27 protein-coding genes and 4 pseudogenes are annotated in these 26,266 nt (G+C 62.9%); 23 read left to right on the forward strand and 8 right to left on the reverse strand.

Annotated features, from left to right (window positions below; translation table 11 throughout):
- Positions 1–68: 68 nt before the first annotated feature.
- From LRP30_RS24815 to LRP30_RS24840, 6 genes and pseudogenes are all read left to right on the forward strand, one after another.
- A complete protein-coding gene (locus LRP30_RS24815; protein ID WP_128933083.1) occupies positions 69–317 on the forward strand; it encodes a hypothetical protein in 249 nt (82 codons plus the stop codon).
- 23 nt (positions 318–340) lie between these two features.
- On the forward strand, positions 341–604 hold the full coding sequence (locus LRP30_RS24820; RefSeq protein ID WP_128933082.1) for a hypothetical protein: 264 nt from the start codon (positions 341–343) through the stop codon (positions 602–604).
- A gap of 251 nt (positions 605–855) precedes the next feature.
- A complete protein-coding gene (locus tag LRP30_RS24825) occupies positions 856–1,134 on the forward strand; it encodes a hypothetical protein (protein ID WP_128933081.1) in 279 nt (92 codons plus the stop codon).
- A gap of 920 nt (positions 1,135–2,054) precedes the next feature.
- Positions 2,055–2,324 carry a hypothetical protein gene (locus LRP30_RS24830; protein ID WP_249756559.1) on the forward strand — a complete coding sequence of 90 codons (270 nt, stop codon included), beginning with the start codon at positions 2,055–2,057 and terminating at the stop codon, positions 2,322–2,324.
- Positions 2,325–2,569: 245 nt separating this feature from the next.
- Positions 2,570–2,770, forward strand: coding sequence for a hypothetical protein (locus LRP30_RS24835; RefSeq protein ID WP_128933080.1), 201 nt, complete (start codon positions 2,570–2,572; stop codon positions 2,768–2,770).
- A 464-nt stretch (positions 2,771–3,234) separates the two neighbouring features.
- A pseudogene (locus LRP30_RS24840) lies at positions 3,235–3,741 on the forward strand (hypothetical protein).
- Positions 3,742–3,891: 150 nt separating this feature from the next.
- Here the strand turns inward: LRP30_RS24840 and LRP30_RS24845 are convergent.
- Positions 3,892–4,185: a hypothetical protein gene (locus tag LRP30_RS24845; protein ID WP_249761987.1), complete on the reverse strand. Its 294-nt coding sequence runs from the start codon at positions 4,183–4,185 to the stop codon at positions 3,892–3,894.
- Between the two features lie 400 nt (positions 4,186–4,585).
- Here LRP30_RS24845 and LRP30_RS24850 point away from each other — a divergent pair, with 400 nt between their 5' ends.
- On the forward strand, positions 4,586–5,152 hold the full coding sequence (locus LRP30_RS24850; protein WP_249756560.1) for a DUF5677 domain-containing protein: 567 nt from the start codon (positions 4,586–4,588) through the stop codon (positions 5,150–5,152).
- Between the two features lie 175 nt (positions 5,153–5,327).
- Here LRP30_RS24850 and LRP30_RS24855 read toward each other — a convergent pair whose 3' ends face one another.
- From LRP30_RS24855 to LRP30_RS24870, 4 genes and pseudogenes are all read right to left on the reverse strand, one after another.
- Positions 5,328–6,419 carry a glycosyltransferase family 4 protein gene (locus LRP30_RS24855; RefSeq protein WP_249756561.1) on the reverse strand — a complete coding sequence of 364 codons (1,092 nt, stop codon included), beginning with the start codon at positions 6,417–6,419 and terminating at the stop codon, positions 5,328–5,330.
- Positions 6,420–6,644: 225 nt separating this feature from the next.
- Positions 6,645–7,003: pseudogene (locus LRP30_RS24860) on the reverse strand (PRC-barrel domain-containing protein).
- Between the two features lie 153 nt (positions 7,004–7,156).
- Positions 7,157–7,342 carry a hypothetical protein gene (locus LRP30_RS24865; RefSeq protein ID WP_249756562.1) on the reverse strand — a complete coding sequence of 62 codons (186 nt, stop codon included), beginning with the start codon at positions 7,340–7,342 and terminating at the stop codon, positions 7,157–7,159.
- 27 nt (positions 7,343–7,369) lie between these two features.
- Positions 7,370–7,591 (reverse strand): hypothetical protein, encoded by a 222-nt coding sequence (locus LRP30_RS24870; RefSeq protein ID WP_249756563.1) that lies wholly within the window; start codon positions 7,589–7,591, stop codon positions 7,370–7,372.
- A gap of 441 nt (positions 7,592–8,032) precedes the next feature.
- On the opposite strand from LRP30_RS24870, the gene LRP30_RS24875 reads away from it, so the two are divergent.
- From LRP30_RS24875 to LRP30_RS24910, 8 genes are all read left to right on the forward strand, one after another.
- Entirely contained in the window at positions 8,033–9,715 is a 1,683-nt protein-coding gene (locus LRP30_RS24875) for a helix-hairpin-helix domain-containing protein (protein ID WP_249756564.1), read from the forward strand.
- Between the two features lie 598 nt (positions 9,716–10,313).
- Positions 10,314–10,616, forward strand: coding sequence for a hypothetical protein (locus LRP30_RS24880; RefSeq protein ID WP_249756565.1), 303 nt, complete (start codon positions 10,314–10,316; stop codon positions 10,614–10,616).
- Positions 10,617–10,765: 149 nt separating this feature from the next.
- Entirely contained in the window at positions 10,766–11,329 is a 564-nt protein-coding gene (locus tag LRP30_RS24885) for a c-type cytochrome (RefSeq protein ID WP_249761823.1), read from the forward strand.
- Between the two features lie 23 nt (positions 11,330–11,352).
- Positions 11,353–12,333 carry a cytochrome c oxidase subunit II gene (gene coxB, locus LRP30_RS24890; RefSeq protein ID WP_249761824.1) on the forward strand — a complete coding sequence of 327 codons (981 nt, stop codon included), beginning with the start codon at positions 11,353–11,355 and terminating at the stop codon, positions 12,331–12,333.
- Positions 12,330–14,243, forward strand: coding sequence for a cytochrome c oxidase subunit I (ctaD, locus tag LRP30_RS24895; RefSeq protein WP_249756566.1), 1,914 nt, complete (start codon positions 12,330–12,332; stop codon positions 14,241–14,243). The genes coxB and ctaD overlap by 4 nt, the downstream gene beginning before the upstream one ends.
- Positions 14,240–14,842: a cytochrome c oxidase subunit 3 gene (locus tag LRP30_RS24900; RefSeq protein WP_249756567.1), complete on the forward strand. Its 603-nt coding sequence runs from the start codon at positions 14,240–14,242 to the stop codon at positions 14,840–14,842. The genes ctaD and LRP30_RS24900 overlap by 4 nt, the downstream gene beginning before the upstream one ends.
- A 328-nt stretch (positions 14,843–15,170) precedes the next feature.
- A complete protein-coding gene (locus LRP30_RS24905) occupies positions 15,171–16,067 on the forward strand; it encodes a cytochrome c oxidase assembly protein (protein ID WP_249756568.1) in 897 nt (298 codons plus the stop codon).
- Between the two features lie 34 nt (positions 16,068–16,101).
- Complete coding sequence (locus LRP30_RS24910; protein ID WP_249756569.1) at positions 16,102–16,458, forward strand: c-type cytochrome; 357 nt, start codon at positions 16,102–16,104, stop codon at positions 16,456–16,458.
- Between the two features lie 7 nt (positions 16,459–16,465).
- On the opposite strand, the gene LRP30_RS24915 is transcribed toward LRP30_RS24910, so the two are convergent.
- Positions 16,466–17,383 carry a cytochrome c gene (locus LRP30_RS24915; protein WP_249756570.1) on the reverse strand — a complete coding sequence of 306 codons (918 nt, stop codon included), beginning with the start codon at positions 17,381–17,383 and terminating at the stop codon, positions 16,466–16,468.
- Positions 17,384–17,433: 50 nt separating this feature from the next.
- On the opposite strand from LRP30_RS24915, the gene LRP30_RS24920 reads away from it, so the two are divergent.
- Entirely contained in the window at positions 17,434–18,507 is a 1,074-nt protein-coding gene (locus tag LRP30_RS24920; RefSeq protein ID WP_249756571.1) for a Crp/Fnr family transcriptional regulator, read from the forward strand.
- Here the strand turns inward: LRP30_RS24920 and LRP30_RS24925 are convergent.
- Positions 18,417–19,307, reverse strand: coding sequence for a hypothetical protein (locus LRP30_RS24925; protein ID WP_249761825.1), 891 nt, complete (start codon positions 19,305–19,307; stop codon positions 18,417–18,419). The two genes, LRP30_RS24920 and LRP30_RS24925, sit on opposite strands and share 91 nt — an antisense overlap.
- A 39-nt stretch (positions 19,308–19,346) precedes the next feature.
- Positions 19,347–19,631: a hypothetical protein gene (locus tag LRP30_RS24930; protein ID WP_249756572.1), complete on the reverse strand. Its 285-nt coding sequence runs from the start codon at positions 19,629–19,631 to the stop codon at positions 19,347–19,349.
- Between the two features lie 334 nt (positions 19,632–19,965).
- Here LRP30_RS24930 and LRP30_RS24935 point away from each other — a divergent pair, with 334 nt between their 5' ends.
- From LRP30_RS24935 to LRP30_RS24965, 7 genes and pseudogenes are all read left to right on the forward strand, one after another.
- Positions 19,966–21,066 carry an inositol-3-phosphate synthase gene (locus LRP30_RS24935; RefSeq protein ID WP_249756573.1) on the forward strand — a complete coding sequence of 367 codons (1,101 nt, stop codon included), beginning with the start codon at positions 19,966–19,968 and terminating at the stop codon, positions 21,064–21,066.
- Positions 21,066–21,662: a histidine phosphatase family protein gene (locus LRP30_RS24940; protein WP_249756574.1), complete on the forward strand. Its 597-nt coding sequence runs from the start codon at positions 21,066–21,068 to the stop codon at positions 21,660–21,662. The genes LRP30_RS24935 and LRP30_RS24940 overlap by 1 nt, the downstream gene beginning before the upstream one ends.
- Positions 21,659–22,762, forward strand: coding sequence for a glycosyltransferase (locus tag LRP30_RS24945; protein WP_249756575.1), 1,104 nt, complete (start codon positions 21,659–21,661; stop codon positions 22,760–22,762). The genes LRP30_RS24940 and LRP30_RS24945 overlap by 4 nt, the downstream gene beginning before the upstream one ends.
- 2 nt (positions 22,763–22,764) lie before the next feature.
- Positions 22,765–23,572, forward strand: a pseudogene (locus tag LRP30_RS24950) (nucleotidyltransferase family protein).
- Positions 23,569–24,336 (forward strand): TIGR04290 family methyltransferase, encoded by a 768-nt coding sequence (locus LRP30_RS24955; protein WP_249761826.1) that lies wholly within the window; start codon positions 23,569–23,571, stop codon positions 24,334–24,336. Before LRP30_RS24950 ends, LRP30_RS24955 begins: the two are co-directional and overlap by 4 nt.
- Positions 24,333–25,283, forward strand: coding sequence for a beta-xylosidase (locus LRP30_RS24960; RefSeq protein ID WP_249756576.1), 951 nt, complete (start codon positions 24,333–24,335; stop codon positions 25,281–25,283). The genes LRP30_RS24955 and LRP30_RS24960 overlap by 4 nt, the downstream gene beginning before the upstream one ends.
- Positions 25,271–26,227 (forward strand): annotated as a pseudogene (locus tag LRP30_RS24965) (phosphopentomutase). The gene LRP30_RS24960 and the pseudogene LRP30_RS24965 overlap by 13 nt, the downstream one beginning before the upstream one ends.
- Positions 26,228–26,266 lie beyond the last annotated feature (39 nt).

The following is a 26,266-nucleotide window of genomic DNA, read 5'->3' on the forward strand; positions in this document are numbered from 1 at the left end:
TACATGCGTGAACCAACAATCGCTCTTGCCGTTGTGCCGCATCGGGACCGCTCTCGACCGCGTGCACCATGAGGACCGACCCACACCAGCATCTCGATTCAGCCGGCGCCTGGGACCGGACCTACCTCGAGTCGCTGATCCGCGAGGATTTCGAGCGATGCCATCCCGACGACACCCTGGCCGACCTCAAGCGGCGCGCGTCTTTTTCGAAGGAGGACAGAGGCCTGCTGCGGGATTGGATGGCGGTAGCGGCGGCTCGCGCTGCGGCCACATGCACGGCCGCCGACGATCCGCTGATCCGAGAAGGATCCTGTTGATCGATGCGATTTGAGTTAGCTACGTGCCCTTCATCCCTTTCATGTTCATCTCCTTCATTCCCTTCGGTCCTGGCGCCGACTTGATCGGAATCGTGCAGCCGGTCCTCGGCCTCGCGCTCAGTTCGGGCGCGGTGCTTCACATGCCAAATCCGCAGCGCGAGAAAGGCGCAGATCTACGACGGGAAGAGCACGACGTCCGCAGCGCTGCCGAAATGCGCGCTGCGATGCGGGAGCTCGGCACCGCGCCGATTACGTTGGCGGTGGTGCGCTCGAATATGAATTGGTGATTGCGAGGAGGCGGCACAGTATTCTTTGCGGGCGACGCGGCACGTCCAATAACGGAAAGCCGATCCGATCGCGACCGCGTCGGTGACGCCGCTGGTATCTTATCTCGATGACTTTGCGCGCGGGGCCGCTAGCTCGTATTCGACGAGCCGCCGCACGAGGCGCGCGTCCCCATTAGGAACCACGGCCGATCGTCCTACTTATTCCGACCGTGCTCGGGCCAGGCTGGAAGACCTACCCAAGGGATGATCAGATGCTCGGATTAGCAATTCTGTTCGCAGCGCTGGGATTGGGTTTCGCCATCGGCTATGGAACCCGAGGGATCATTACACAAAAACGCCGCGCCGAATATCTGGCCTACGCGCCCTACTTAGAACCCGTAGACGGCAGCCCAGATGCCAATCGCAGGGGGCGGCCGGTAACGACGGCCAGCAGAGCTTTCTTGATCGTGGCTGACCATCTGGGGTTCGCCCTCGCCTTGGATTTCACGTTGGCGCTGCTCGTGATCCTGCTGTTACCAAGGTGGTCATAACGCCGACGAAGTAATCAGCAGCACGACGATGAGTGCCGGGATAAGGACGTTCTCCCGCATGCGACCGCCTAGAGAGGGCCACCTGGCCGGCACGCTGGCGGAATGGGGCTGGTTACCGCCAGGCGCCGATCGGCACCGCGGACGATGCGATTGCAACCGGGACGCTGGACTACAATGCCGCCATTCGCGTCGCGCGAGCGCAGGTTGAGGCAGAGCGCGCAGAAGCTAAAGTTAAAGCAGATGGACCGCTACTTACTGTGCAATCGGCCGTCGAGTCCTACATTGCAGCACTCAATGCCCGTCATAGCAGACGCGCCGGGCGCATGGTGCGATCGGACGTGGACAACCGCCTTTCGCGCTATGTTATCGGGCGAAAAGCTGGACCGAAACGCGAGGACGTCCCGCCAGCACCACTGGCCAGCGTGCCGCTGCGTGCGCTAACGGAAAATGATCTACGGACATGGAGGGGAGATCTGCCCTCAAAGCTGAAGGAGACGAGCAAGAAGCGGATCGGCAGCGCCCTTCGCGCCGCTCTCAAAGCAGCCTATGAAACCTATCGGAAACGTCTCGGGGACGCACTGCCAATGGTGGTGGGCCTGAAGGCTACAGAAACCGAGGACGATGACGACATTCGGGAGTCCCGCCGATCGTGCGGAACGTCGTGGCACCGCCGCAAGGGTCGTGCCAGATCGGCGCCTGCGGCTTTCGTTTGGATGGCATCTTTCTTAAGCGGGCAGATTATTCGGCGATGAGCGATGACGCCGCGAGATACTTCCGCCTGGCGAAGGACTGCCTCAAGGAGGCAGAGAAGGCCACAAGCCCGGTCGACAGAGAGGCTTGGCTAAAGCTGAGGGAAGAGTGGTTGGCGATGGCGGAGAAAGCTCAAAGGTCGCGGTCCCAGTCCCCGAAGTGAATATCCCATGGTAACGCGAATCTGGATCGGCTCTAAGATGGTTCCGGCTTCGGAACGGCTGTTTTGGAGCAAGATCATGGGCGTATATCGAGCTTACATAATCGGTGCCGATGGACACATAGAACTGCGGATTGACCTCGATATGCGCGACGAGGCAGCCGCAAGGGAAAGAGCCAAGCAGCTTGTCGACGGGCATCCTGTAGAGCTCTGGGAAGGCGCGACCAAAATCGAGACGTTGGAGCCCGAAGAGGGGCCGCCGTCGGGCGGCCTGCCCTAGTTCGCGCTGGGCCCCTTTGTTCTCGTTTCAATATTCTGACGCGCCGTCAGGTACTATCCCGCTAGTGTGCTAAGTTGAATTCTTGTCCTAACTACCTGGCTTGACCGGGGCATCCAGTACGCCGCGGCTTCGGTTGGAACCCCAGCAACCGTTCCCTTACAGGAACGTTAAAGCGCTATCACCGCGCGTCGGTGATGAGAACGCCCATCACAGCGCTCGCGCCCTACTGAACAGGGAATAGCGCCATGACAGTGCGCCGCCGCATCAAGCAGACCAAAACTCTAGAAGAACGCCTAGGCCAGGAAGCCGAACGGCTGCGGGAGAAGGCCAAGGCTCTTCCTCACAGCATCGAACGTGAGCACCTGTTGCGGAGAGCCCGCCAGTACGAGACTGGCGCGCATATGAGCGAATGGCTCAAGTCTCCCGGCTTGCAGCCGCCAAAGTAAGGCCGCCAACTGAGGCGGCCTCTGATGCTGAGGAAATTACGGGTGCTCAGAAGGACAGAAGGGTTATTGCCGGAGCACCGTATTCAAGGCTTCTATTGTGATGATGGCAGCCGTTTGGCATTTGCACCTCCCCGCCGCTTAGAGCGCCGGCATGTAAGCGGGAAAAGTAGGAAACGCTGACCCACGAGGGAGGTGGCAAAGCTTGGTACGGTAACTCAAAAGGGCGGCCTCAACTGGTCGGCAGCTGAGGCCGTTGGCTGCGCTCCGGTTTCGGGGGGCGTTGGGGGACGCCGGAGCAAGGAAGAAATTCGCTAGATTGCCACTTGTTCCTGACTCGTAAACGCCGCGGGAAAACTTATCTTCGGCCCATGCGTATGGGGTACGACCTCTGCCTGGCCGTCGCCGCCAAGCAGGTCCCCGACGGGCCGGACTGGATTCATGAAGTAAAGCACGACGGCTACCGGATGCTTGTCATCCGGGAGAACGAGCGCGTGCGCCTCCTCTCGCGCAACGGCACCAACTGGACCAAGCGCTATCCCTAGATTGCTGAGGCCGCGCTGAAGAACCGGCAGAAGCGCTTTGTGATCGATGGCGAGGCCGTGATCCTCGGCGTGGACGGCATCAGCGACTTCAATGCGCTGCACAGCCGTCAACACGACCATGAGGTGCAGCTCTCCGCCTTCGATATCCTCGTCATGGGCGGCGATGATCTGCGGTCCCTGCCCCTCCACCTGCGCAAAGCAAATCTGCAGCAGCGATTGGCGCGCCGGCGGGGGGATCAGCGTGGCGCCCTTCGAGCGCGGCGAGATCGGGCCCGACTTATTCCGGGCAGCATGCCAGATGGGACTGGAAGGCCTGGTCTCAAAGCACCGCGATCGGCCATATCGTGGCGGTCGCCAGAAGCACTGGGTCAAGGTGAAGAACCGGAGCCATCCCGGGATGGCACGCGAGCTCCGACGATATCGCGATAGTCCCGCAAAGCGGCCCCGGCCATGGGGCTTGGGTGGGAGGCCGGGGCCGTTGGGGTGCTTGGACCTTGGGGAGGATCAAGCGGCTCCGAGCTGCCGCCTTGGTCAGTGCGTGGTGCGAGGTGGAGCTCCCGCCGTACCATTCGCCTGGCATCAAGGTGTGTCCTTGATTACGGCTTGCTCCAGCGCCGCCATATTGCGCTGTCCTGTCTCGACAGTGGCCGCGATCATCGCTTCGTTTTGAACGGCCGCGTCGTTCTGCGCGATCACAGCCGCAGTGGGGCTGTAGAACGTTCCGGTGCGTCCGCTGGGGGTGGTGTAGCGGCCATGCCCAGCGTTCGCGGCGCTGTAAGCGTTGGCGCCAACGGCCAACCCGGTGAGGACGGCGGCGGCGACTTGCCGATTGCGCTCCTCTTGGACCAACATCTCGTAGGTCACCACCTTCATTTCGAAGTCAGAGCTCGCGGCGTGCTGGACAGACTCGACTTGTCCAACGCGGAAGTCCTAAGACTTACACCATCGTAATCACCGTGGCGCAGGGCCCCGCCGGCGTCTGAAAACGGAGCGAGCCGCATGTCTGAGATTAACGCCCCAACCCCTGCAGGGGCATACACAGTCTATCGCGCTCAAGGATCACCAACGACTATAAAAGGACCGAGCCTTGGGATCGACATCAAAGATGGCTCTTTGATCGTACCGGCTAACGGGCAAGTCTCCTACGTTTTTGGTCCGACTCAATGGCTCTCGGTCAACTTCGACCCGAAAACAACTTAGGAAGCTATGTGTGATCAAGCGCGCGCGCCCCTGAGAGTACCCGCGGCATCAGATGGCAAAGGAGCTGGGAACCATGCCCCGCGTCGTTATCGTTGTAAGAGAAGTCGGCAAACTCAATCCTGAGTATTCTCTAGAGTTCGAGCTGCCCGAGATACCCACAATTGGTTCATACATTTCAATCAATCGGCCCGACAATCCGGACCATAGCGTTCCCGAGATCGACCAGGTCCCTGTCGATTCCCAGGTAATGGCGTCTTTCACCAAGGAAAGCGAATTCCTTTCGCTCGCCGTCTCTCTGATGGTGGAAGCCGCCAGCTACAGCTGCAAAGCGGCCGGCACATTGGGCGCAGAAACGAGCTGGAATCGCTACTTTGCAGCCCTCGGCGGGACCGTTGTTCGGCAATATAAACTGCTCGACGCATTTTTAGATCAGATATGCAAATATCGCGATGAGACAGCCGTGCTCGTTGCACGACCGATTTTTGAAACGACGGTAAACATCAGATTTTTCATCAAGCGTTTCTCTAAACCACTGATCGATTCCTACGTTGAGCAATCCCTCCGACATGAGCGCAAGACCCGCGACAACATCCAAGCCAACATTGCGGCGCGCGGCATTGTGCTGCCCATCGCGGCTTAGCGAGGACGGACGAAGCTGCACCTTCACCATGCTCCAGGGCGGTCGGGTCAAGGGATAGGTCATGGTCCAGCGCAGCCTGGCGCTAGAGCTGCCGCAGATGACGGCAACGCCGGCGAGGTGGTCGCGCATGCAATCCTCCCCCTAACCCGTAGCCAAACGCCCTGAACCGCGCCGCTCACGGGACGAGCGGAGACGCGGGCGTGCCGAGGTGTTCGGAGGCGACCGAGAGGCGGGCAGGCCTGGCGGCGGCGAGAAGTAGCCGGTAGTGGGTCTCATAGGTCCGTGCCATCCGGTCCGAGGTGAAGCGCTCTTCGAACCGCGCCCGGACCTTGCGCCGGTCGATCCGGGCCAGCTCTTTCACCGCCCGGACCGCCTCCGCTTCGTTCTCGACAATGAAGCCGGTCACTCCCTCGTCGACGACTTCCGGCACCGATCCGGCCCGATAGGCGATCACGGGCGTCCCGCATGCCATCGCCTCGATCATCACCAGGCCGAACGGCTCCGGCCACTTGATCGGAAACAGCAGGGCCGCGGCGCCCGACAGAAACGGCTGCTTGCCGCGTTCGTCTACTTCGCCAACGAGCTCGACCCGAGCACCGTCGATCTCTGGCTCGATATGTTTCTTGAAGTAGCCGGTTTCGCCTCGAGGCACCTTCGCAGCGATCCGCAGCGGCATGCCGGCCGCCCGCGCGATCCGGATGGCGTCTTCGGGGCCCTTGTCCGGCGTCAGCCGTCCGAGGAAGGCAAGGTATGTCCCGGGAGCGTCCGAAGGCCGAAACAGGCCGGCCGGCAATCCGTGATGCACGGTCCGGCACCAATTCGCATCCTTGAGCGGGATGCGCTGCTTGTCGGAAATCGAGATGAAGCACGCCTCCCGAAACTGCCGCACCACCTCGCCGATGCCAGGCAGGTCAAGGCGCCCGTGCAGGGTGGTGAGGAACGGGATCCCGCTCCGGCTGAGCGTCGGCAGGTGCAGCCAGTCGATGTGCGCATGGATAACGTCGAAGTCGCCTGCACGACGCGAGACCGCTTCGATCAAGAGCGTATGGGCCGTGTTCGGATCGACGCGCGGGCGCCCGAGACGCAAGGCTCGCGGCAAAACGGCATGCAGCTCTCCGCGCGTCCGGGAATCACCGCTTGCGAACAGGGTCACCTCATGGCCGAGCTCGACCAGCTCGTCGACCAGCCAGGCCACGACCCTTTCCGTGCCGCCGTAGAGCTTCGGGGGAACGCTTTCGGCCAATGGAGCGATCTGGGCAATCCGCATCGGCCTCCGCCCTCAGCTCTCCGCGGCCGTGCGCAAGGTGGCGCATACCAGCAGAAGCCCGGCGACAAGCGCGATCAGGACAGTTCCTACCGATAACTCGGGATGTCTGTGCGCTCGCCGGCGACGCGCGAAAACCGTTCTCATGGGACCTCGCAAACCGATCGCGACCAACGGTGACGCGGCGGCTTCGTTCCTGTGCGTGACGGGCGGTTTCCGACCGCCTCGCTAGGCGACAGGCACCCCATAGTAGTCGTCGACCGAGCGCCTCGTTTGCGCGTCCCAACTCGAACTGCTCTCGTCAGCATATTTTGGGGCGCCGCGGATCTGCTCCTGGGTGACGCCGGTGACGTACCCGCCGAGGTTCGTGTGGTACTTCAGCGTTTGCCACGGCAGCGGGTAGTGATCGTCCCCGATACCGAATAGACCGCCGAAGCTGAGCACCGCGTAGGACACCTTGCCGCCGACCTTGTCGATCATGACGCGCTCGATGTAACGACTTTCTGCCCGTCGGGCCCGTACACGTTCGTAGCTTCGACCTTGTCGCTTCCAATGAGACTGAAGGTCTCCCGATCTTCCATGGCCATGTCGACCCCTCCTGGAGGTTCGAGTCAACGGAAGACATCGCATCCGTTCCTGAAGCAGCGACCGGGAGTGCCTGGGGGCGGTCCCGTGCGGCCTTCAACCGTCCTTCAGCGCATGTTTGACGTCCTCGGCAGGCCAACTTTCGCCGACTGGATTCACGCGGACCCTGGCGCGGGGCCGAGCAGCCAATGGTTGGTGACCTCGTCCTCGGTTTCGACGACCGTCAGCTCGGTCTCGGGCTTCCATTCGACCGTCAGGTCGAGATTGCCGGGGAAGATCTGCCACCGCGAGCCGTCCTCAAGCTCGACGATGTGGCTGTCAGAATGCGCGCGGATCTTCATCGGCTACACACGGCTTCGGTGACAACGCTACTTCTGACCCGATCTTAGCTGAGCATTCGAGTTATTCGAGTCCTTCTTGTTGGCCTCGTGATGCCCGATCACGCATCCGGCGGCAGCGCCAAGTTTGCCATGCCCGGCTATATGGCTCGCGATTCCCCCGACGATTGCGCCCTTGATGCAGCCCTTCGCTTCCGCCGGCGAAATCGACGCCAGCAACAGGCACACGTCGGTTTCATGATCGTCCTCCACTCTCCAGTTGTCGGGTGATCAAGTCCCGGCAAGAAGACACGTGCCGAACGACCGACCTCGGACTTAGCCACTCAGGCAGCGTCCAGATCTCCCTGCGCAGAGACCAGCGACCCGGCGGCACGGCGGAGCCGCCGGTCTCCGCGCTGCCGCACTTGGGACATCTGAAGGTGATCTCGGGCTGCGCGAGCATGTCCTTCTGAGAGCCGCCGGCCATCGGCCAAGTGCCGCACCTCGGATACTTCACGAGCAGATCATTCGTTTCGAGCACCGCGACGTCTGAACCTGCATCCCGTAACCCGCCAACCAGCCGACGATGCTGCCGTTCCCCCCCGCACTGCGGGCAGGACCGCTATCTACCCTGGAGATGAAACGAGCCTAATCCTTCCGGAACTGTGCCTCGCAGCAAGCCGTTGAGATCGCGCTACGCTCCTCGGAGGCACAGTGCGCAAGGCTGGTACGCAAGAGATCGCAAGGCTGCTGCGCGAGTACGCACAGCGGAGTGCGCTGCGCGGCGGCAACCCATACCGCGCGAAAGCCTATTCTCGGGCAGCGGACAGCCTGGCTGCGCTCGCCGTCCCTATCGAGCATCTCATCGAAGAGAACAGGCTGACCGAGGTACCTGGGGTCGGCGAAGCCATCGCCGACATCGTAACCAAGCTACACCGCACCGGCACGCACCCGAGCCTGGAGAAGCTCCGGCAGGACATCCCCGCCGGTGTCCTGGAGCTCTTGAGCGTGCCCGGTCTTCGGCCCGAAAAGGTGCTGCGGCTCTACAAGGACTTGGGCATCACCTCGCTTGCCGGGCTGGAGCAGGCCGCGAAGGAGGACCGGATCAAGAAAGCCAAGGGGCTCGGCGCGGCATGGCAGACCAAGATCTTGCAGAACCTGGCGATCGCCAAGAGCGGCCAAGGTCGGCTGCATCTGCATCGCGCCGCCGCACTGCTCGAGCATGCGCAGGAGTCCCTCCGGAAATCCCGTCCCGGGCTCAAGAGACTTACCATTGCCGGCGACTTCAGGCGCGGCTGCGAGTTGGTCGGAGATCTGGCCATCGTCGCGGAGATACCAAGCAGCGGCATTGAGCCGGAGGTCGTCGATACCACGGGGCTACAGGTCCGCCTCGCCGATCGCAAGCACTTTGGCGCTGCCCTGCTGTACGCCACAGGTTCGTCGGCCCACCTGGAGCAGCTTCGCCTCCTCGCGGAAAAGAAGGGAATGCGCCTCGAAGAGGACGGGCTGCACAAGAGACGCAGCGTGGTCGCTGGCACCGAACAAGACATTTACCGGGCGCTCGGGCTTCCCTTCATCGAGCCCGAACTGCGCGAGGGACGCGGCGAGATCGAGCGCGGTTTGAAAGGAGAGCTGCCGAAGCTCGTTACCGATCAGGACCTGCGCGGGATCCTACATTGCCACACGGATGCCTCCGACGGAACCGAGACCCTCGAGACAATGGCGAAAGCCACGCTGAAGCGAGGCTTAGAATATTTCGGCGTCGCCGATCACTCGAAGTCGGCGCACTACGCCGGAGGCCTCTCACTGGAAAAGATCAAGGAGCAGCATCGCGAGGCCGACCGGCTCAACAGGAAGTTCGGCAAGGACTTCCGGATCCTAAAGGGCATCGAGTCCGACATCCTGGCGGACGGGTCGCTCGACTATCCGGACGAGGTGCTCGACAGCTTCGACTTCTCAGTCGCCAGCATCCACGGGCGCTTCAAGCTAGACAGAAAGGCGCAGACGGAACGCCTGCTGCGCGCCATCGGCAATCCCTACACCACCATCATAGGCCATATGACCGGCCGCCAGCTTCAGCGCCGGCCAGGTTACGAAATCGACGTCGAGAAAGTGCTGCGCGCCTGCTCCAACCACGACGTCGCCGTCGAGATCAACGCGCATCCGTGGCGGCTCGATCTGGACTGGCGCTGGCACCAGGCTGCGCTCGAGTTCGGCTGCATGATGAGCATCAATCCGGACGCCCACTCGATCCGCGAGCTCGACCACACGCACTGGGGCGTCGAGATGGCACGCAAAGGCGGCGTGCCCGCAGACCGAGTCCTGAACGCGATGACGCTGGCCGAGATAACCCGTCATCTGAAGCGAAAGCGGCGAACTTTGTCCCGGACAGCGTAGCGGCAGAAGCGGCCTACCCACCCAGCCCTATCGACTTTGACCGAACGATAGCCGTGCTCGGCGAGTGGGGGCGTTCCGAGGAGGACTGACCATAAAGCGGGATCAATCTTCCAACGCGAAGGACCGCAAGACTGGATTCTCAGGGATCGCGTCCGGACTGCAGTCGGGCGGCACGAAGTCCTTGGACAAGACTGGCGTGACGATGGGAAGCGAAGGAACTGGCGGTGGGATCACCGAAGGACGTGCGACAGGAAGCGAAGGCGGATAACAGCCATCCAGCCGCCGCCGGTAACGGGCGCTACCGACCAGAGGAACTCGCACCCCAACAGGAGGTGAGCATGGCAGACACCCCGGATCCGGCCGCACCCGGCTCTTCCCGGTGTACGCGTTCGACCGGCACCCCCGCTTTCCCATCGTGCTGGAGGGGCAGCCAGCGCTCGTGACCGGCGCAAACTCAGGAGCGGCTCCGCAGTTGCCCTTGGTCTCGCCGCCTCCAGCGCCGACGTCGTCGTCAACTACATCGTGGATCCGGGAGCGGCCGAAGACGTCGCAAACCGGATCGAGGCGTGCGCAAGACCCGCATTTGCAGGAGCTCGCCATGCTGATGATCGCAAGCCAGTCCGGCGAGAACAGGATCTTCGAGAACTGGTGGCTGAGCTGGTTCGATACCGAGCTGCCGGACTGCACCGCGCAGGAGCGTTCGGTCATGCCGGGCTTTCTGACACCGGCCGAGAAGCGTCAAGTCAAGATCGCCGCGCCCGAGGCGTTCGATGGCCCTCTTTGTCGAGACGATGACGTGGCATCACAAGGGCGCGGTGAAGATGGCGGACCAGATGTGGCACATGGCGATCCGCGCCTGCGCGTCATGGCTAATGCCATCCGCCATGAGCCAGCAAGGTGAGATAGCGCTGATGCAGCGCGTGAGCGGCGTCGCCGCGGTGACAACGGCCTTCAGCAACATGTTCGGCGACAACGTCAATTGAGTGCGAGGAACCTAGGACAAGCGAGCCGATTGACGATTGTAGTTCCTCGACGTCAAGCGATCAGATGATGCGGATGACGGGCGTTCTCCTGGGTCTTGCAACCGCTTTGGCGGGATGCCAGCGCGAAGAGCGGCAGTTGCGGCTCGATCCGCCGATTGCGGACGCGCTCGACAGGATCGCGCTGATGCCGAACGGGATCAGCGGAGCGCCGCCGGACGTCTATTTTGCACTTGGCAAGCCCTACGAGGTCAACGCCTACAAGCTCAGCCAGGGCAAGCGGCTGTATTCATGGTTCGGCTGCAAGGCCTGCCATGGCGACGGCCGAGGCGGCATCGGGCCCTCATTCCTCGATGGCTGGTGGTATTACGGCCCAGAGATGGTTTCGATCTTCGCCTCGATTCGAGACGGGCGGCCGCATGGCATGCCGGCCTATCGCGACAAGATGACCACGGATCAGATCTGGCAACTTGCCGGCTACGTGCAGGCGATGGGCTCCTACGAAGGCAAGACCGCCGCGCCGAGCCGCAATGACGAGAAGCAGACGCGTCCCGCCGAAAACAGGGCGCCGGCGAAGCTCCTGTTCGATGAAGGCCCCACCCCCGTGCACGCGGATCAGGGACCAAGGCCGTGATCCGCGCGATCGGCAAGACATGCATGCGCGCAATGCTCGCGGCTCTGCTGGCCGACTGCAGCGGCTGGCAGTCGGCGCTCGACGCTCACGGTCGGTCGGCTGTCAGCCTGAAGCAGCTCATCATCGTGATCGTCGTGGTCTGTTCGCTGGTCTGGATGCTCGTCATGATCACGTTGATCCTTGCGTTGTTGCGCCGCCGCGAGGTACGGCCAGCGACGCCCTCGCCACGAACCGAACACCGCATGACGGTGGCGGTGACGGGCGCCGTCGTCGCGACCATTCTGATCATCGGCAGCTTCACCGTGATCAGCTTCCTCGCGACACATACGCTCGGCGTTGCCGGCCACGACGATCTCACGGTCCGGGTGCGCGGCCTGCAATGGTGGTGGGGCCTCGAATATATCGGCCCCAAGCCGTCGGACCGATTTGAGACCGCCAACGAAATCCACATCCCGGTCGGCCGCAACGTGCGCCTGAAGCTCGAGGGCCTCGACGTGATTCATTCGTTCTGGGTGCCAAGCCTCGCGGGCAAGCAGGATCTTGTGCCCGGTCGCTCGAACGAACTGACCATTCGCGCCGACAATCCAGGGGTCTATCGTGGTCAATGCGCCGAGTTCTGCGGCATGCAGCACGCCCACATGGCGCTGCTCGTCATCGCGCAATCGCAGGATGATTTTGACCGATGGTCGAATGCGCAGCAGCAGGCTGCGCCTCAGCCCGCTGAAGAGGAACTTGCCGCGGGCCTGCAGACGTTCCTGGCGAAGCCGTGCGCGGGCTGTCACACCATTCGCGGCACGGCAGCGAACGGCAAGACCGGGCCGGACCTCACCCATGTCGGCAGCCGACGCACCATCGCCGCAGGCCTGTTCGAGACCACCCGCGGCTCGCTCGCCGCCTGGATCGCCGATCCCCAGACCATCAAGCCCGGCAACAACATGCCCATGGTGCCGCTCACGCCCGACGAACTGCGCACCGTCTCGGCTTATCTGGCGAGCCTGAAATGAGCCATCCCGCCACAGCGCCAGGTACGCGCGATATCGAGCTCCAGCGCACGCGCCTGACCAGCGCGCTCGCGGAGACATGGAAGACGCCGTCCGGCCTCTGGGGCGCGCTCGCGACCGTCGATCACAAGATCATCGGCCGCCGCTACATCCTTACGGCCTTCGTCTTCCTCGCGCTCGGCGGCGTTCTCGCCGCGTTGATGCGCATTCAGCTCGCGCAGCCGGAGGCGCGTCTGATCGGTCCCGACCGCTACAATCAGATTTTCACCATGCACGGCACCAACATGATGTTCCTGTTCGCCGTGCCCGTCATGGAGGCGGTAGCGATCTATTTCGTGCCGCTGATGGTCGGCACGCGCAACATCGCCTTTCCGCGCCTCAACGCTTTCTCTTACTGGATCTATCTCGCCGGCGGCGCAATGCTCTGGATCGCCTTCGCGCTCGACATGGGCCCGGATGTCGGCTGGTTCGCCTATGTGCCGCTGTCCGGCCCGCAATATGGCGCCGGCAAGCGCGCCGACATCTGGGCACAGATGATCACCTTTACCGAGATTTCCGCGCTCGCGGTCGCCGTCGAGCTCGTCGTCACCATTTTCAAGCAGCGCGCACCCGGGATGACCCTCGATCGTATCCCTGTGTTCGTGTGGGCCATGCTGGTGACGTCGTTTCTCGTCATCATGGCGATGCCGGCCATCGTTGTCGCGAGCACCAGCCTGATTCTCGACCGCCTCGTCGGCACGCATTTCTACAATCCGGCCGAGGGAGGTGACGTGCTGCTCTGGCAGCATCTCTTTTGGTTCTTCGGCCATCCCGAGGTCTACATCATCTTCCTGCCCGCCGCCGGCATGGTGTCGACCATGATCGAGCCATTCGCGCGGCGGCCGGCCTTCGGCTATCTTGCGCTGGTGATGGCCCTGATCGCAACCGGCATCCTCGCCTTCGGCCTCTGGGTGCACCACATGTTCGTAGCGGGCCTGCCGCGGCTCGGCGACAGCTTCTTCACCGCGTCCAGCATGGCGATCGCGATCCCCGCCGGCATCCAGGTGTTCTGCTGGCTGGCGACGCTGTGGGACGGCACGCCAGACTTCAAGACCCCCCTCCTCTTCATCATCGGCTTCATCGTGACGTTCGTCATCGGCGGATTGACCGGGGTGATGGTCGCCTCGGTGCCGTTCGATACTCAGGTCCACGACACCTACTTCGTCGTTGCGCATTTCCACTACATGCTGATCGGCGGAGCCGTATTCCCCCTGCTTGGCGCCATCCATTACTGGTTTCCCAAGCTGACCGGACGAATGATGAGCGAGCGGCTCGGACGATGGTCGTTCTGGCTGATCTTCGCCGGCTTCAACGCGACCTTCTTTCCAATGCACATCCTGGGGCTCGAGGGTATGCCGCGCCGGATCTATACGTATCAGCCGGATCTGCCGTGGCATGGCCTGAACCTGTTCGTCAGCCTCAGCGCGACCGCTCTTGCCGCCGGCTTCCTGCTGTTCTTCATCAATGCCATCCGAAGCGCGTGCTCTGGCGAGGTTGCGACTGACAATCCCTGGAATGCGCCGACGCTGGAATGGGCGACGACGTCGCCTCCCCCAAGCTACAATTTCGCGATGATCCCGGTCGTCGCCGGACTACAGCCGCTGTGGGAGAACCGCGATGCGCTTTCCGTTGCCGATGGCCTGCGCACCGACCGGCGCGAGCTGCTCGTGACCACACTCGCAGAGGCCGAGCCGCAGGCCCGCGAAGCCTCGCCCGAGCACTCGATCTGGCCGCTATGGGCGGCGATTGCGACCACGATCATGCTGATCTGGTCGATCTTCTCACCATGGGCGGCGGTCTGGGGTGCCATTCCCGTTGCGATCACGCTGATCGGCTGGTTCTGGCCCAAGGGCACGCCGGAGGATGAGTCATGAGGGAGAAGGTCGTGTTCGACCTCGATCGGCTGCCGCCGCACGGAATGGGAACGGCGAGCGTCACCTGGTGGGGCACGCTAGCCTTCATGCTGATCGAAGGCACCGGCTTTGCGCTCGTGATCGCCGTGTATCTCTATCTGATGAGCCTGGCTGCGGCCTGGCCGATCAATGCGCCGCCGCCGGACCTGCTTCCGGGTACGCTGGTGACGCTGATCCTGCTCACCAGCCTGGCGCCGAATATCATGATCTCGCGCTGGGCTGAGCAGCAGGATCTCCGCAAGGTGAGGATCGGAATGGTTATCATGTCGATCCTCGGCATCGCACCGCTGGTCGTGCGCGTCTTCGAGTTCCCAGCTCTCAAGGTGGGTTGGGACAGCAACGCCTACGGCTCAGTGGTGTGGATGCTACTTGGCCTCCACACCACGCATATCATCACCGATCTCGTCGACACGCTCGTCCTGGCTGCCCTCATGTTCACACGCCACGGCAACAATGAGAGGCGGTTCGGCGACGTCCAGGACAACGCCATGTATTGGAACTTTGTCGTCGTGACCTGGCTTCCGATCTACGGCTGCATTTACTGGCTTGCACGGCTATGAGCGCATGGAAGCTCCACTTCAATCTCCTGGTATGGGCCGGCTTGTGGCTCGCGCCGCTGATCTGGGCTGTGAACATGCAACTTGGTCAGATCCTGCCATATGCCGATTGCCGCTCGCAGCTTCATATATCGGCGATCACGTCCTTCGTCGGGGCAGCGCTTACCGCGATGTCAGGCTTGGTCTCATGGCAGTCCGCGCGACCGCCCGCTGGCGAGGCTCATGCTCAGCGCGAGATCACAGGTTTCGGCAGCGGCGTCAGCGCACTCTCGGCATGTATCTTCACCTTCGCGCTGTTGATGCAAGGCGCTGCATCGTTGGTGCTGACCGGATGCGAAAGATAGTCCTGACAACCATTGCTCTCTCCTACCCTTCCGTGGCGCAGGGGCATGGAACGACACGCGACGCGGTGAGTGCAAGCTGGACGTTCGATCCGTGGGTCATCGTGCCGCTGATCGCGTTCAGCCTCATATACGTCATCGGCCTGCTGGTTCTCTCGCAGCGAACGGCGCAGAGGCGTCGCGGCCGCGCCTGGCAGACTCTCGCCTGCTGCGCAGGCTGGCTTACGTTGGCAGCCGCACTGGTGTCGCCTCTGCACTGGCTCGGCGAACGGCTCCTGACCTTTCACATGATCGAGCATGAGATCCTGATAGCCGTGGCAGCACCGCTGCTCGCGATCGCGCAGCCGGTCGGATCGTTGTTATGGTCCCTGCCGCGGCCCGCGCGCCTCGCGGTCGGCCGCGCGATGCGGCGTCCGCTCACCGTGCGGCTCTGGACCTCACTGAGCGGAGGCCGCAATGCGACGCTCCTGCACGGTGTCGCGATCTGGGCCTGGCACGCACCGCCGCTGTTCGATGCAGCCGTCCAAGACGTCCTGCTGCACCGGTTCCAGCATCTGAGCTTTTTCCTGACGGCCGTTCTGTTCTGGTGGTCAGTGTTCCGGCGAAGCCAAACCGGCAGCGCTGCCTGGCATGTCTTCGTCACCATGCTGCACACCAGCGTCCTCGGCGCGCTGATGGCGCTGGCTCCCCACCTGCTCTATCGGCAGCAAACGGATGCCGCAGCGGCTTGGGGCTTGACGCCACTCGAGGACCAGCAACTGGCTGGAATTATCATGTGGGTCCCTGCAGGAACGATCTATGCCGGCGCCGCGCTTGCGCTGATCGCGCTATGGATACGGCGGGCCGGCAAGGACAGCGAGCGGGCCGATGCGCTTCACGCTCTCTAGAGGAACGCTCTTCGCGATTGGAGCAACCGGCCTCATGGTCGCCGCGGGGGTTGCGATAGGCTTCATCCGCAGTGAGCGCCGGCAAAACGAGAGCATCGCCCGTGCCATGACCGGGGGCGATCCGGCGCGCGCACCGGCGCTGATCCGCCGTTATGGCTGCGCGGGATGCCATACCATCCCAGGCATTCCCGGCGGTGACGGCAAGGTCGGCGCCTCGCTCGCCGATCTCAGGTCGCGCGTGTACATCGCCGGCGTTGCGGCTAACGCGCCGGACAATCTGATCCGATGGATCGTGAGCCCGCAGGCTTTATCGCCGCGAACCGCAATGCCGGCAACGGGTATCACCGAAGCCGAGGCACGCGACGTCGCGGCCTATCTCTATGCGCAGTGAGCAGATCTCAAGGATTGGGGGTCGGCCGGGATGGCAATGATTTCACAAAGGCGGCAATCGCCCTACGATCGCTCTCCGGGAGCATGGCCAGGTTGGTCACGACGTCGGCCATGGACGAGCCGACCCGGCCATGGTTCGGCGTGATTCCCATCTTCAGCATATCCGCCAATTGCTGCTCCGACCAGCGGCCAATCCTCGCCGCCGTGATGTTGGGATAGAAGCCCGTGCCCGTGGGGTCCTGCCCACCAGCATAGCGTGTGCCTGCCTTTATGCCGCCGAACACGTCGCGCGAGGAGTGACACTCCGTGCAATGGGCGAGCGCTTCGCTCAGATAGCGGCCGCGGTTCCAGATCTCGTCATGCGCGGCATCGGACAAGATCGGCCCCGGCCGGAAGTAGAGAAGTTTCCAGAAGCCGACGAAGCGGCGGATACCGAACAAGGGATTGAGATCATGATCCGGCGGACGCCCCCTCACCGCAGGTAGCGTCCGCAGATAGACCATCAGATCCTGCACGTCTCCGGCACGCATATGCGCAAAGCTCTCATAGGGAAAGACCGGATAATAGTGGCTGCCATCCGGCGAGGTGCCGCGCAGGAGCGCGTTGGCCAGATCCTTTGTCGTCCAGTTCCCGATACCGTCGACTGGATCCATTGAAATATTGGGCGCACGGAACGTCCCATAGGGGGAGGCGAGCGCGAGCCCGCCTCCGAGACGCAGATGATCTGGCTGTCCCGGCGAAGCATGGCAGGAGGCGCAGTCACCCGCCGCGAAGACCAGCTTACCGCGCTCGGCATCACCGATACCATCGGCGACGTCTTTCACCTCTGCCGCGGCGAAACGATCCGGTGAGGTGACGAACCATGTCACCACGATTGCCGTAAGCACGAGCAGGATTCCAGACATCAACCAGAGACGCCTGCGCATCTGCTCTCCTGTTCTCCGCTGGGGCCAACCATCCCGCTAACGAGTGCAAGTTGCGGCTGTTCCTTCGCACCGCCAGTTCGGCATCGGCCCGGCTGAGGATCGTGCAGCTGCGTCAGAGACCGATAGGAACTTTTGAAATCGTCAAACGTCGAATCGGCCTCGCGGCAACCATCCAAGGCTCGCTGCAACATATCAAAAGTTATTACCTTCCGCCCTCCTCCCTTTCAAAAGGGGATTGCGGGTGGAGCGCCAGCGGACAATACATGCAAGCAGGTTTTGCGTTCTCCAAACTCGCCGACCGTCTGACGAAACTCGCTGACGTGACTGCCGATGACCTTGACCTCCTTTCGAACATGCCGACCAACATCGCTCATTTCGGCCCTCATCAGGTGATCCTGCGACAGGGCGACGAGACCAGCCAATGCCGTCTGCTGCTCCAGGGATATCTGTGCTGGCAGGAAACAGAAATGGCGACGTGTCAGATCACATCGATCTTCGTTCCCGGCGACCTGCCCGATCTGCATACCTTGTACCGTCCCTACATCTCCAGCAATCTCGTCGCACTCGGCTCCGCCGTCATAGCTCTCGTGCCGCACCGCTTCCTTCACGAGCTGTGCGTACGGTCGCCGCGTACGGCTCGCGCGCTGCTGTCGATCCTGCTGATCGACCACGCCATCCAGCGAAACTGGACGGTGAACCTCGGCAGCCGCGATGCATTGATGCGCGTAGCGCATCTGCTCTGCGAAATCACCACGCGCCTGCAAACTGTCGGGCTTGCGCGAGACTTCCGCTTTTCCTCGCCGTTTACCCAGTCCGATCTTGCCGCGGCCTGCAGCATCTCTCCCGTGCATGCCAATCGCACCGTTCAGGAATTGCGCCGCTGCAACCTCCTGCAATGGCAGGGCAAGATCATCTCGATTACGGATTGGGTCGGCCTGGTTCGGCTCGCCGGCTTCGACCCAAGCTATCTCGACCTTCGTCCAAGTGAACCAGATGTGCGGCCGTCGAAACCGAGAATCGCTTTGCCGGACATCTACACGGAAAATTCCCGGTGCCGGGCTCGCGTCCGCAGCGCAGCGCATACTTCAGCCATCACGCTTTCCCAGTCGCCCGGAGTCGACTGATGAAATAGCCGCAGGCTCGGATACCAGAACGAGCCGGACCCGGATGGCGGCCAGCGCCAGTCGCAATCGGCGTGCAGCAACACCCAGGCTTCGCATCCGAGCGCGCCGGCAAGGTGCGCGACCATAGTGTCGACGCAAATGAGAAGATCGAGCTGGCGGATGAGGTGACCGAGAGCCGCGATATCCGGCGTGCTAACGTCCCGAGCGCCAATCTCGGCGAGCTCCCACGGCGCGGCCCCACGCTGAAGCGAATAGAGCGTCACCTCGGCATCAGCAAGCTGGCGCAACAGTCGGACCGGAATGGCACGTCGCTTGTCCCAATTGCCGACCTCCCAGACGAGACCGACAGCCAGACCGCGTTTGCTGTCCAGCGGAGGGATCGCAACCTCGGGCAGCGTGAGATAAGGCGCTCGCATCTCGACCTGCTCCCGCCCCGCTCGAACAGCATGTGGGACCTCCATGATCTCGATGTCGATGTCGAATTCGACCTCCGGCGCGCCATCGTGGAGTGGAATCGCACGATCCACCCCAGCCGTCCGCGCGACCATGAGCAGTAGTTCCGGCTGGCACCAGACCGTGAGGCTGCGCGCGATCTCGCCAAACGCCGGCATGAAACGGAGAAACTGGATCGTATCGCCGAGCCCGTGATAACAACGCACGAGCACATGTCTGTCCGCTAGCGGCTCGCCGCGCCAGATCCGCTGGAGATGGCGCGGCCCGGTGTGCTTGGGCGGATGCGCGATCTCCAGAAGATCACGATCGCTGATCTCCCAGGCGCGGGCGAAATTGCGCGTGCGCATCGCCTCGACCCAGCCGCCCGCCACCTCGCGAAGCCCGGGCTAGCGCCGCACGAATTTGTGGAAGCGGCTCAGCTTGCCGTCCTTGGTCCGGTCCTGATGAAGGAACGCGATTCCGGCTTCGTCGAATTTCTCGAAGAATTCATCCCAGCCGATACGGTCGAGCTCCCCATCGGGCGGATCGAAATCGATGCGCAGGATGCCGGCGTGCCCATCCTCTTCCGTGGCCTTGACCGTCGCTGGTTTTCCGCCGCGCTGTTCCGCCCATTTCCGGATCACCTCATGGTCAGTCGTCTGCTCGGCTTCGCTGTTCTGCGCCTTCGTCATGTCGCACCTCCCTTGCTGCCGCGGCCGCGCGATGAGCATCGCCACCGCATCAGACTGTCTGCCAGGAAACGCTGACCGGATGGATTTGTTCTTCCGTGCTCTGAAGCAAGACAGCCGGACGCCAGCATCATCTTCTTCATCTTCATCCCGGAGGCTCTTCGTTCCCGCTTGACGGCTCGGTATTCTATCCCAAGTTAAGCCGATTGCATTTTCCCGGCCGGAATCGGGTCGCCGGGGTGCGCCGGCGCCTCCCCGCACAGGAACGAACATACCTTCCGCACGTTCGCCGACGTACTTGCACCGACGCTGCTTGCTTTCCGGAGGATCTCAATCCATGCATTCACGTCTTCAAGACAGGCGACGCGTGCGCGTCGGTATCGTCGGCGTCGGCAACTGCGCGAGCTCTTTCGTCCAGGGACTTACCTACTATCGGAATGCCAAATCGAATGAACCAGTGCCGGGATTGATGAACGCCGACCTCGGTGGCTATCACATCAGCGACATCCAGATTGCCTCGGCTTTCGACGTCAATGCCGACAAGGTCGGTCGCGACGTTGCCGATGCGATTTTTGCCCGACCAAACAATACGCACCGTTTTTCCGACGTCGCTCCGACGGGCGTGATCGTACAGCGCGGCCCTGTCCTGGACGGCATCGGCCGCTATCTCGAGGATGACATTCCGATCGCAGATGCACCAGAAGCAGACGTTGCAGAGACACTCACGAGGTCGCGCACCGATGTGCTCGTGTCCTATCTGCCGGTCGGCTCGCAGCACGCGAGCGAATGGTATGCGGGGCGCGCAATCGAGGCCGGCTGCGGTTATGTCAACTGCATCCCCGTCTTCATCGCGTCCAATCCGGACTGGCGGCGGCGGTTTGAGGATGCAGGTCTGCCGATCATCGGCGACGACATCAAGAGCCAGGTAGGCGCCACCATTCTCCACCGCGTGCTCGCGAACCTTTTCCGCGACCGCGGCGTGCGGCTCGATCGCACCTATCAGCTCAATGTCGGCGGCAACACCGATTTCAAGAACATGCTGGAGCGGGAGCGGCTGGCCTCCAAGAAGATCTCCAAGACCCAGGCCGTAACCAGCCAGTTCGATGTTCCGATCGAGCCCGATAACATTCATGTGGGGCCGAGCGACCACATTCCGTGGCTGACCGATCGCAAGCTTGCCTTCATCCGTCTGGAGGGCACGACGTTCGGCGGCGTTCCGCTGAGCGCCGAAGTGAAGCTCGAGGTCTGGGACTCCCCGAATTCGGCGGGCGTCGTAATCGACGCGGTGCGATGCGCCAAGCTTGCAATGGACCGCGGCCAGGCCGGCGCACTGACCGGCCCCTCGAGCTATTTCATGAAGTCGCCGCCGCAGCAGTTCACGGATGAGGAAGCCGGGCGGCGGACGCGCGCCTTCATCGATGACAAGGCGTATGCCTGATGGCGAAGATCATTCATCTCATCCGGCACGGTCATCACCCGTTACTCGGCCGCACACTGTGCGGTCGGATGAAGGGCGTGGAGCTCGACGGTCTCGGCTGCGAGGAGATGGCGCGCTGTGCCGCGACCGTCGCGCCCCGGCCGACACTGGTGCAATCGAGCCCGCAGCGGCGCTGCATGCAGTCGGCCTGCATCCTCGCCGCGCGCTTCGCTCTACCGGTCGAGATCGTGCCGGCCCTGGACGAACTCGACTATGGTGAATGGACCGGACGATCCTTCGAGGATCTCGCCTCGGATCCACGATGGTCGCGCTGGAATGCGCGACGCAGCACGAGCCGGCCGCCGAGCGGCGAAAGCATGCGATCGCTCCAGAAGCGTGTCGTTGATCATCTGGAGCAGCTGCGCGGCGATCGCAATATCGAGGTCGTCATCGCCGTCAGTCATGCCGAGCCGATCCGCGCGGCACTCCTGCGCTACTCGCACATGCGGCTCGACGACTTCCTGTCGATCGAGATCGACCCCGGCAGCATCAGCACTCTTCGCGTCGACAATCGCGGAATCAGCATCACCGGAATCAACCGACGGGTGCTGGCGTGAAGATCGTCATTTTCGGTCTGACAATCTCTTCCTCCTGGGGCAATGGCCACGCGACCTTGTGGCGCGGCCTGTGCAAGCATGTCGTGCGGTCCGGGCACAGCATCGTCTTTTTCGAGCGCGACACGCCCTATTACGCCGCTGCCCGGGATCTGCACGAATTGCCCGGTGGTCAGCTACGCCTGTTCACAAACTGGGACGACATACGCCTGACGGCGAGCAGCGATCTTCGCGATGCCGACGTTGCGATCGTGACTTCCTACTGCCCCGACGCGCTTGCGGCGACCGATCTGATCCTCTCCGAAGGTCGTGCGATCCCCGTGTTCTACGATCTCGATACGCCCGTTACGCTGGCGAGGCTTATGGCCGGCGAAACCGTTTCGTATATCGGTCCGCGAGGGCTGCGCGATTTTGCTCTCGTCCTGAGTTTCACTGGCGGCCCCCGCGTCGCCAGCGAATTCCGCGGCAGGCTGGGCGCCCGCGACGTCCGGCCGCTCTATGGCCATGTCGATGCCGACATTCATCGGCCAGTTCCGCCGCAGCCGCACTATCGCGCGGATTTGTCCTATCTCGGCACCTACTCCGAAGATCGTCAGCGCTTGCTTGAGATGCTTTTCGTCGCACCCGCCCGGGCGCGACAGGATCTCCGTTTCCTGATTGGCGGCGCGCAATATCCCGACACTTTTCCTTGGTCCCCGAATATCTACTTTGTGCGGCACCTGCCGCCCTCGGAACACGCGCCGTTCTTCGCCTCGTCCCGGCTGACGCTCAATGTCACGCGCAGGGCCATGGCCGAAATGGGCTGGTGTCCGTCCGGGCGGCTGTTCGAAGCCGCCGCCTGCGGCGCACCGCTGCTTAGCGATGATTGGCCCGGGATCGGGGATTTTTTCGCGCCCGGAGAGGAAATCCTGATCGCGCGCGACGGGCAGGACGCGCTCGCCGCGCTGGGGATGGAGGGCGCTCAGCTCCGGCGCTTGGCCCAGCGCGCTTGTGACCGCACCATGGACCAGCACACATCCGACAAACGCGCCCGCGAACTGGTGTCGCTGCTCGAGCAGATGGCATCGAGCGGCGCGCACCGGCAGCAATCCGAGGAGGCCTGATCATGTGGGGCATCGTTCCGGCCGCGGGCCGCGGCAGCCGCATCCAGCCGCTTGCCTTCTCTAAGGAATTGCTGCCCGTCGGCAGCCGGTGCGACGACGGAACCGACCGCCCTTGTGCCGTCTCGGAATATCTCCTGGAGCGCCTGATCCTTGGGGGCGCCGATAAGATCTGTTTCGTGATCTCGCCGGGCAAGTCCGATATTCTTGAATATTTCGGCGATCACTATGGCTGCGCCCAGCTTGCTTACGTCGTTCAGCCCGACGCATCCGGGCTGTGCGACGCCGTTTTCAGGGCGAGCACGGTGGTCGGCGAGCACGAGGAAGTCATGGTCGGCCTGCCAGACACCGTGTGGTTTCCCAAGGCGGCCTTGCAGGCCTTGCCCGACGCAGATCTCTCGTTCCTGTTGTTTCCAGTCGAGCATCCCGAATTCTTCGACGCCGTGGTGCTCGACGGCGATCGCGTGACGGAGATCCAGGTCAAGCAGCCGAATGCGACCTCACGCTGGATCTGGGGCGCCTTCAGGATGTCGACCCGCGGCTTCGGCGCGCTCCAGGCGCTCTGGAACGCGCGCGAGCGCCGCGACGAGTATTTCGGGACTTTGGTCAACGCCTATCTCGCAGCCGGCGGCCGAGGCATCGGAGTCAAGGCCGGCGAATCCTACGTCGACGTCGGCACCGTCGAGGGCTATCGCACAGCGATAGCCCTCCTCGCCGAGCGCACAGGCGGCGACGGCCGATCGAGGTTACAAGGCCGGTGCGTCGTCAGACGGTGCCCGTCCCGCCACAGTGAACTACGGAGCGATTGCATGACCACAGGCGACCTGTCGCGCGAGGAAATCCGCCGGCGCGTCGATGCGCTCGGACCATGGTTTCATAATCTCGACCTCAACGGCGTGCCGACCGCACCTTCGCATTTCCTCGGCGATTATCCGGGCGTGAAATGGCGGCGCTTCTCCGACATCATCCCGGATCGCCTCGAAGGCAAGACTGTGCTCGATATCGGCTGCAACGCCGGCTTCTACGCCATGGAGATGAAACGGCGCGGGGCCGAACGCGTGCTCGGTCTCGACACTGACGAGGAATACCTCGCACAAGCCCGCTTCGCCGCGGAGGTGAACGGGCTCAAGATCGAATTCCGCAGGATGTCGGCCTATGACGTCGGGCAGCTCCGCGAAAAATTCGACCTCGTGATTTTCATGGGCGTGCTCTATCACCTGCGCCATCCTCTGCTCGCGCTGGATCTCATTCACGAGCATGTGGCCGGCGATCTGCTGCTGTTTCAGTCGATGCAGCGCGGCGACGGCCTGGTCGACGCGGTCGAGAAGAATTACGACTTCTGGACCACCGACCAGTTCGATTCCCCGGGGTACCCAAAGCTGCACTTCATCGAGCACAAATATGCCGATGATCCCACCAATTGGTGGGTGCCGAACCGCGCCTGCGTCGAAGCCATGCTGCGCAGCGCGGGCTTTGCCATCGCAGCGCATCCGGAAGAGGAGGTCTATCTGTGCAGGCGGACGACGCGGCCGCAGGCCGACGGCCCGATCTATCCGGCACGGGAGGCCGGCCGATGATCGAGGCTGCCAAGATATGGAATGAGCCGAACAACAAGTCGCATTGGGACATCCTGATCGATCCGGACTGGGCCATGTTCGCGAGCCTGGTGATGGCTGCTTGCAGAGCCATCCGCAGCGCGCATCCGACATTGCCGCGCGTGCTCGGAGGCATCTCGCCGATCGATCCGGCCTTCATGCGCAACATGCAGGCGCGCGGCGTACTCGATCATGTTGAGGCCGTAGCCGTGCACGGCTTTCCGCTCGACTGGAACCTGTGGCAGATCGGCGAATGGCCCGCCAAGCTCGCGGAAATCAAAGCCGTCACCTCGCATCCGATCTGGGTGACGGAGGTCGGCGCCTCGTCGTTCGGCGCCGAGGAGGTGCAGGCCTGGGGCCTGTCGCGCACCGCCGAGCTCCTGATCGGCCGTGCGCCGCGCATTCACTGGTATAGTCTCTACGATCTCCCCTCAACCTGGGAGGCAACAACGCGCCACAAGGAGGCGGAGGGCTCCTCCTATTACCGGCATTTCCACATGGGCCTGCTGCGCGAGGACGGAACGCCCAAAGTCGCAGCGGATCTGTTTGGCCGATATGCGCCCGCCATGGGCCTGTGCCAATGGTTTCACTATGAAGACCATCGACTCAACGACGCCGTACGCTGGATGCGCCGTCTCGGCCTGACGCATCTGCGGACCGGGCTGTCCTGGGCCGACAGCTTCCGTCCCAACGCGCTCGATTGGTTCGACCGCCAGATGGATGCATTGGCGGAGTTCCAGGTGACGGTGACCTTCTGCTTCACACCTGAACACCGGGGTCTCGAACCTCACCACACGAGCCCGCCGCATGACGTGAACGAATTCGCGGATTTCTGCGCGCTGATGATTGAGCGCTACTGCGCGAAAACTGGACTGGCGCCCTCTGCCGCGCCTCGGCTCCCGATCAGGGAGCCGACATGCGCGCCCTGATCCTGGTGATGGACTCGGTCGGCATCGGCGCGGCACTCGATGCCATCAGGTACGGCAACGAGGGCGCCGATACCGTCGGCTACATTGCGGAGTACTGCATCGCTGGCAAGGCCGACAGTCCGCAGCGGGAGGGACCGTTACAGCTTCCCAATCTGGTTGCGTTGGGCCTCGGCGGAGCCTGCCGTCTCGCCACGGGGCGCCTGCCACCGGGGCTCGACGGAGCAGGCGAACGTTCCCGCCACGGATGCGCGAGCGAGATATCGAAGGGCAAGGATACGCCCTCAGGTCATTGGGAGATCGCCGGCGTGCCGATGCCGTTCGATTGGGGCTATTTCCCTAAGACCATGCTTCCCTCCCGATCTCGTGATCAGGCTGTGCGACCAGGCTGGATTGCCCGGCATCCTCGGAAATTGTCCCGCCTCGGGAACCGCGATCATCGTCGAATTCGGCGAGCGCCACATGCTAAGCGGCGAGCCGATCTGCTACACCTCGGCCGACAGCCTGTTCCAGATCGCCGCCCATGAAGAGACGTTCGGGCTCGAACGCCTCTACGAGGTCTGCACCGTGGCAAGGCGGCTCGTCGACCCTTAAACATCGGCCGCGTCATCGCCCGGCCGTTCGTGGGCACGTCGGCGAGAGATTTCAAGCGAACGGTGCATCGCCGCGACGTCGCCGTGTACGCAGCAGCTCTCGAAGTGTTCGACGCGCGCCTTCTCGATCTGCTGAATTGTCTGCGCGGTGACGACCTCCTGATCATCACGGCCGATCATGGCTGCGATCCAACCTGGAGCGGCTCGGACCACACGCGCGAACAGGTGGCGATCCTGGCGTTGAGTGCGAAATCAACGACACCAATCGGCCGGCGCGCGGGTTTTGCCGACATCGGCGCGACCGTCGCAAGGCATCTCGACCTGCCCGCACCGCTCCATGGCGCGCACTTCTAGTCGCCGGCAGACCCGTGCTTCACCTGTTTTATTAATCCA

Source organism: Bradyrhizobium sp. C-145, from assembly GCF_023375135.1.
Classification (GTDB): Bacteria; Pseudomonadota; Alphaproteobacteria; order Rhizobiales; family Xanthobacteraceae; genus Bradyrhizobium; species Bradyrhizobium zhanjiangense.

Coding starts and splice junctions, on each gene's coding strand:
- LRP30_RS24815 (WP_128933083.1), top strand. CDS start 69: ATGAGGACCGACCCACACCAGCATCTCGATTCAGCCGGCGCCTGGGAC.
- LRP30_RS24825 (WP_128933081.1), top strand. CDS start 856: ATGCTCGGATTAGCAATTCTGTTCGCAGCGCTGGGATTGGGTTTCGCC.
- LRP30_RS24830 (WP_249756559.1), top strand. CDS start 2,055: ATGGTAACGCGAATCTGGATCGGCTCTAAGATGGTTCCGGCTTCGGAA.
- LRP30_RS24835 (WP_128933080.1), top strand. CDS start 2,570: ATGACAGTGCGCCGCCGCATCAAGCAGACCAAAACTCTAGAAGAACGC.
- LRP30_RS24845 (WP_249761987.1), bottom strand. CDS start 4,185: ATGAAGGTGGTGACCTACGAGATGTTGGTCCAAGAGGAGCGCAATCGG.
- LRP30_RS24850 (WP_249756560.1), top strand. CDS start 4,586: ATGCCCCGCGTCGTTATCGTTGTAAGAGAAGTCGGCAAACTCAATCCT.
- LRP30_RS24855 (WP_249756561.1), bottom strand. CDS start 6,419: ATGCGGATTGCCCAGATCGCTCCATTGGCCGAAAGCGTTCCCCCGAAG.
- LRP30_RS24865 (WP_249756562.1), bottom strand. CDS start 7,342: ATGAAGATCCGCGCGCATTCTGACAGCCACATCGTCGAGCTTGAGGAC.
- LRP30_RS24880 (WP_249756565.1), top strand. CDS start 10,314: ATGCTGATGATCGCAAGCCAGTCCGGCGAGAACAGGATCTTCGAGAAC.
- LRP30_RS24885 (WP_249761823.1), top strand. CDS start 10,766: ATGCGGATGACGGGCGTTCTCCTGGGTCTTGCAACCGCTTTGGCGGGA.
- coxB (WP_249761824.1), top strand. CDS start 11,353: ATGCGCGCAATGCTCGCGGCTCTGCTGGCCGACTGCAGCGGCTGGCAG.
- ctaD (WP_249756566.1), top strand. CDS start 12,330: ATGAGCCATCCCGCCACAGCGCCAGGTACGCGCGATATCGAGCTCCAG.
- LRP30_RS24900 (WP_249756567.1), top strand. CDS start 14,240: ATGAGGGAGAAGGTCGTGTTCGACCTCGATCGGCTGCCGCCGCACGGA.
- LRP30_RS24905 (WP_249756568.1), top strand. CDS start 15,171: ATGCGAAAGATAGTCCTGACAACCATTGCTCTCTCCTACCCTTCCGTG.
- LRP30_RS24910 (WP_249756569.1), top strand. CDS start 16,102: ATGGTCGCCGCGGGGGTTGCGATAGGCTTCATCCGCAGTGAGCGCCGG.
- LRP30_RS24915 (WP_249756570.1), bottom strand. CDS start 17,383: ATGCGCAGGCGTCTCTGGTTGATGTCTGGAATCCTGCTCGTGCTTACG.
- LRP30_RS24925 (WP_249761825.1), bottom strand. CDS start 19,307: ATGCGCACGCGCAATTTCGCCCGCGCCTGGGAGATCAGCGATCGTGAT.
- LRP30_RS24930 (WP_249756572.1), bottom strand. CDS start 19,631: ATGACGAAGGCGCAGAACAGCGAAGCCGAGCAGACGACTGACCATGAG.
- LRP30_RS24935 (WP_249756573.1), top strand. CDS start 19,966: ATGCATTCACGTCTTCAAGACAGGCGACGCGTGCGCGTCGGTATCGTC.
- LRP30_RS24940 (WP_249756574.1), top strand. CDS start 21,066: ATGGCGAAGATCATTCATCTCATCCGGCACGGTCATCACCCGTTACTC.
- LRP30_RS24955 (WP_249761826.1), top strand. CDS start 23,569: ATGACCACAGGCGACCTGTCGCGCGAGGAAATCCGCCGGCGCGTCGAT.
- LRP30_RS24960 (WP_249756576.1), top strand. CDS start 24,333: ATGATCGAGGCTGCCAAGATATGGAATGAGCCGAACAACAAGTCGCAT.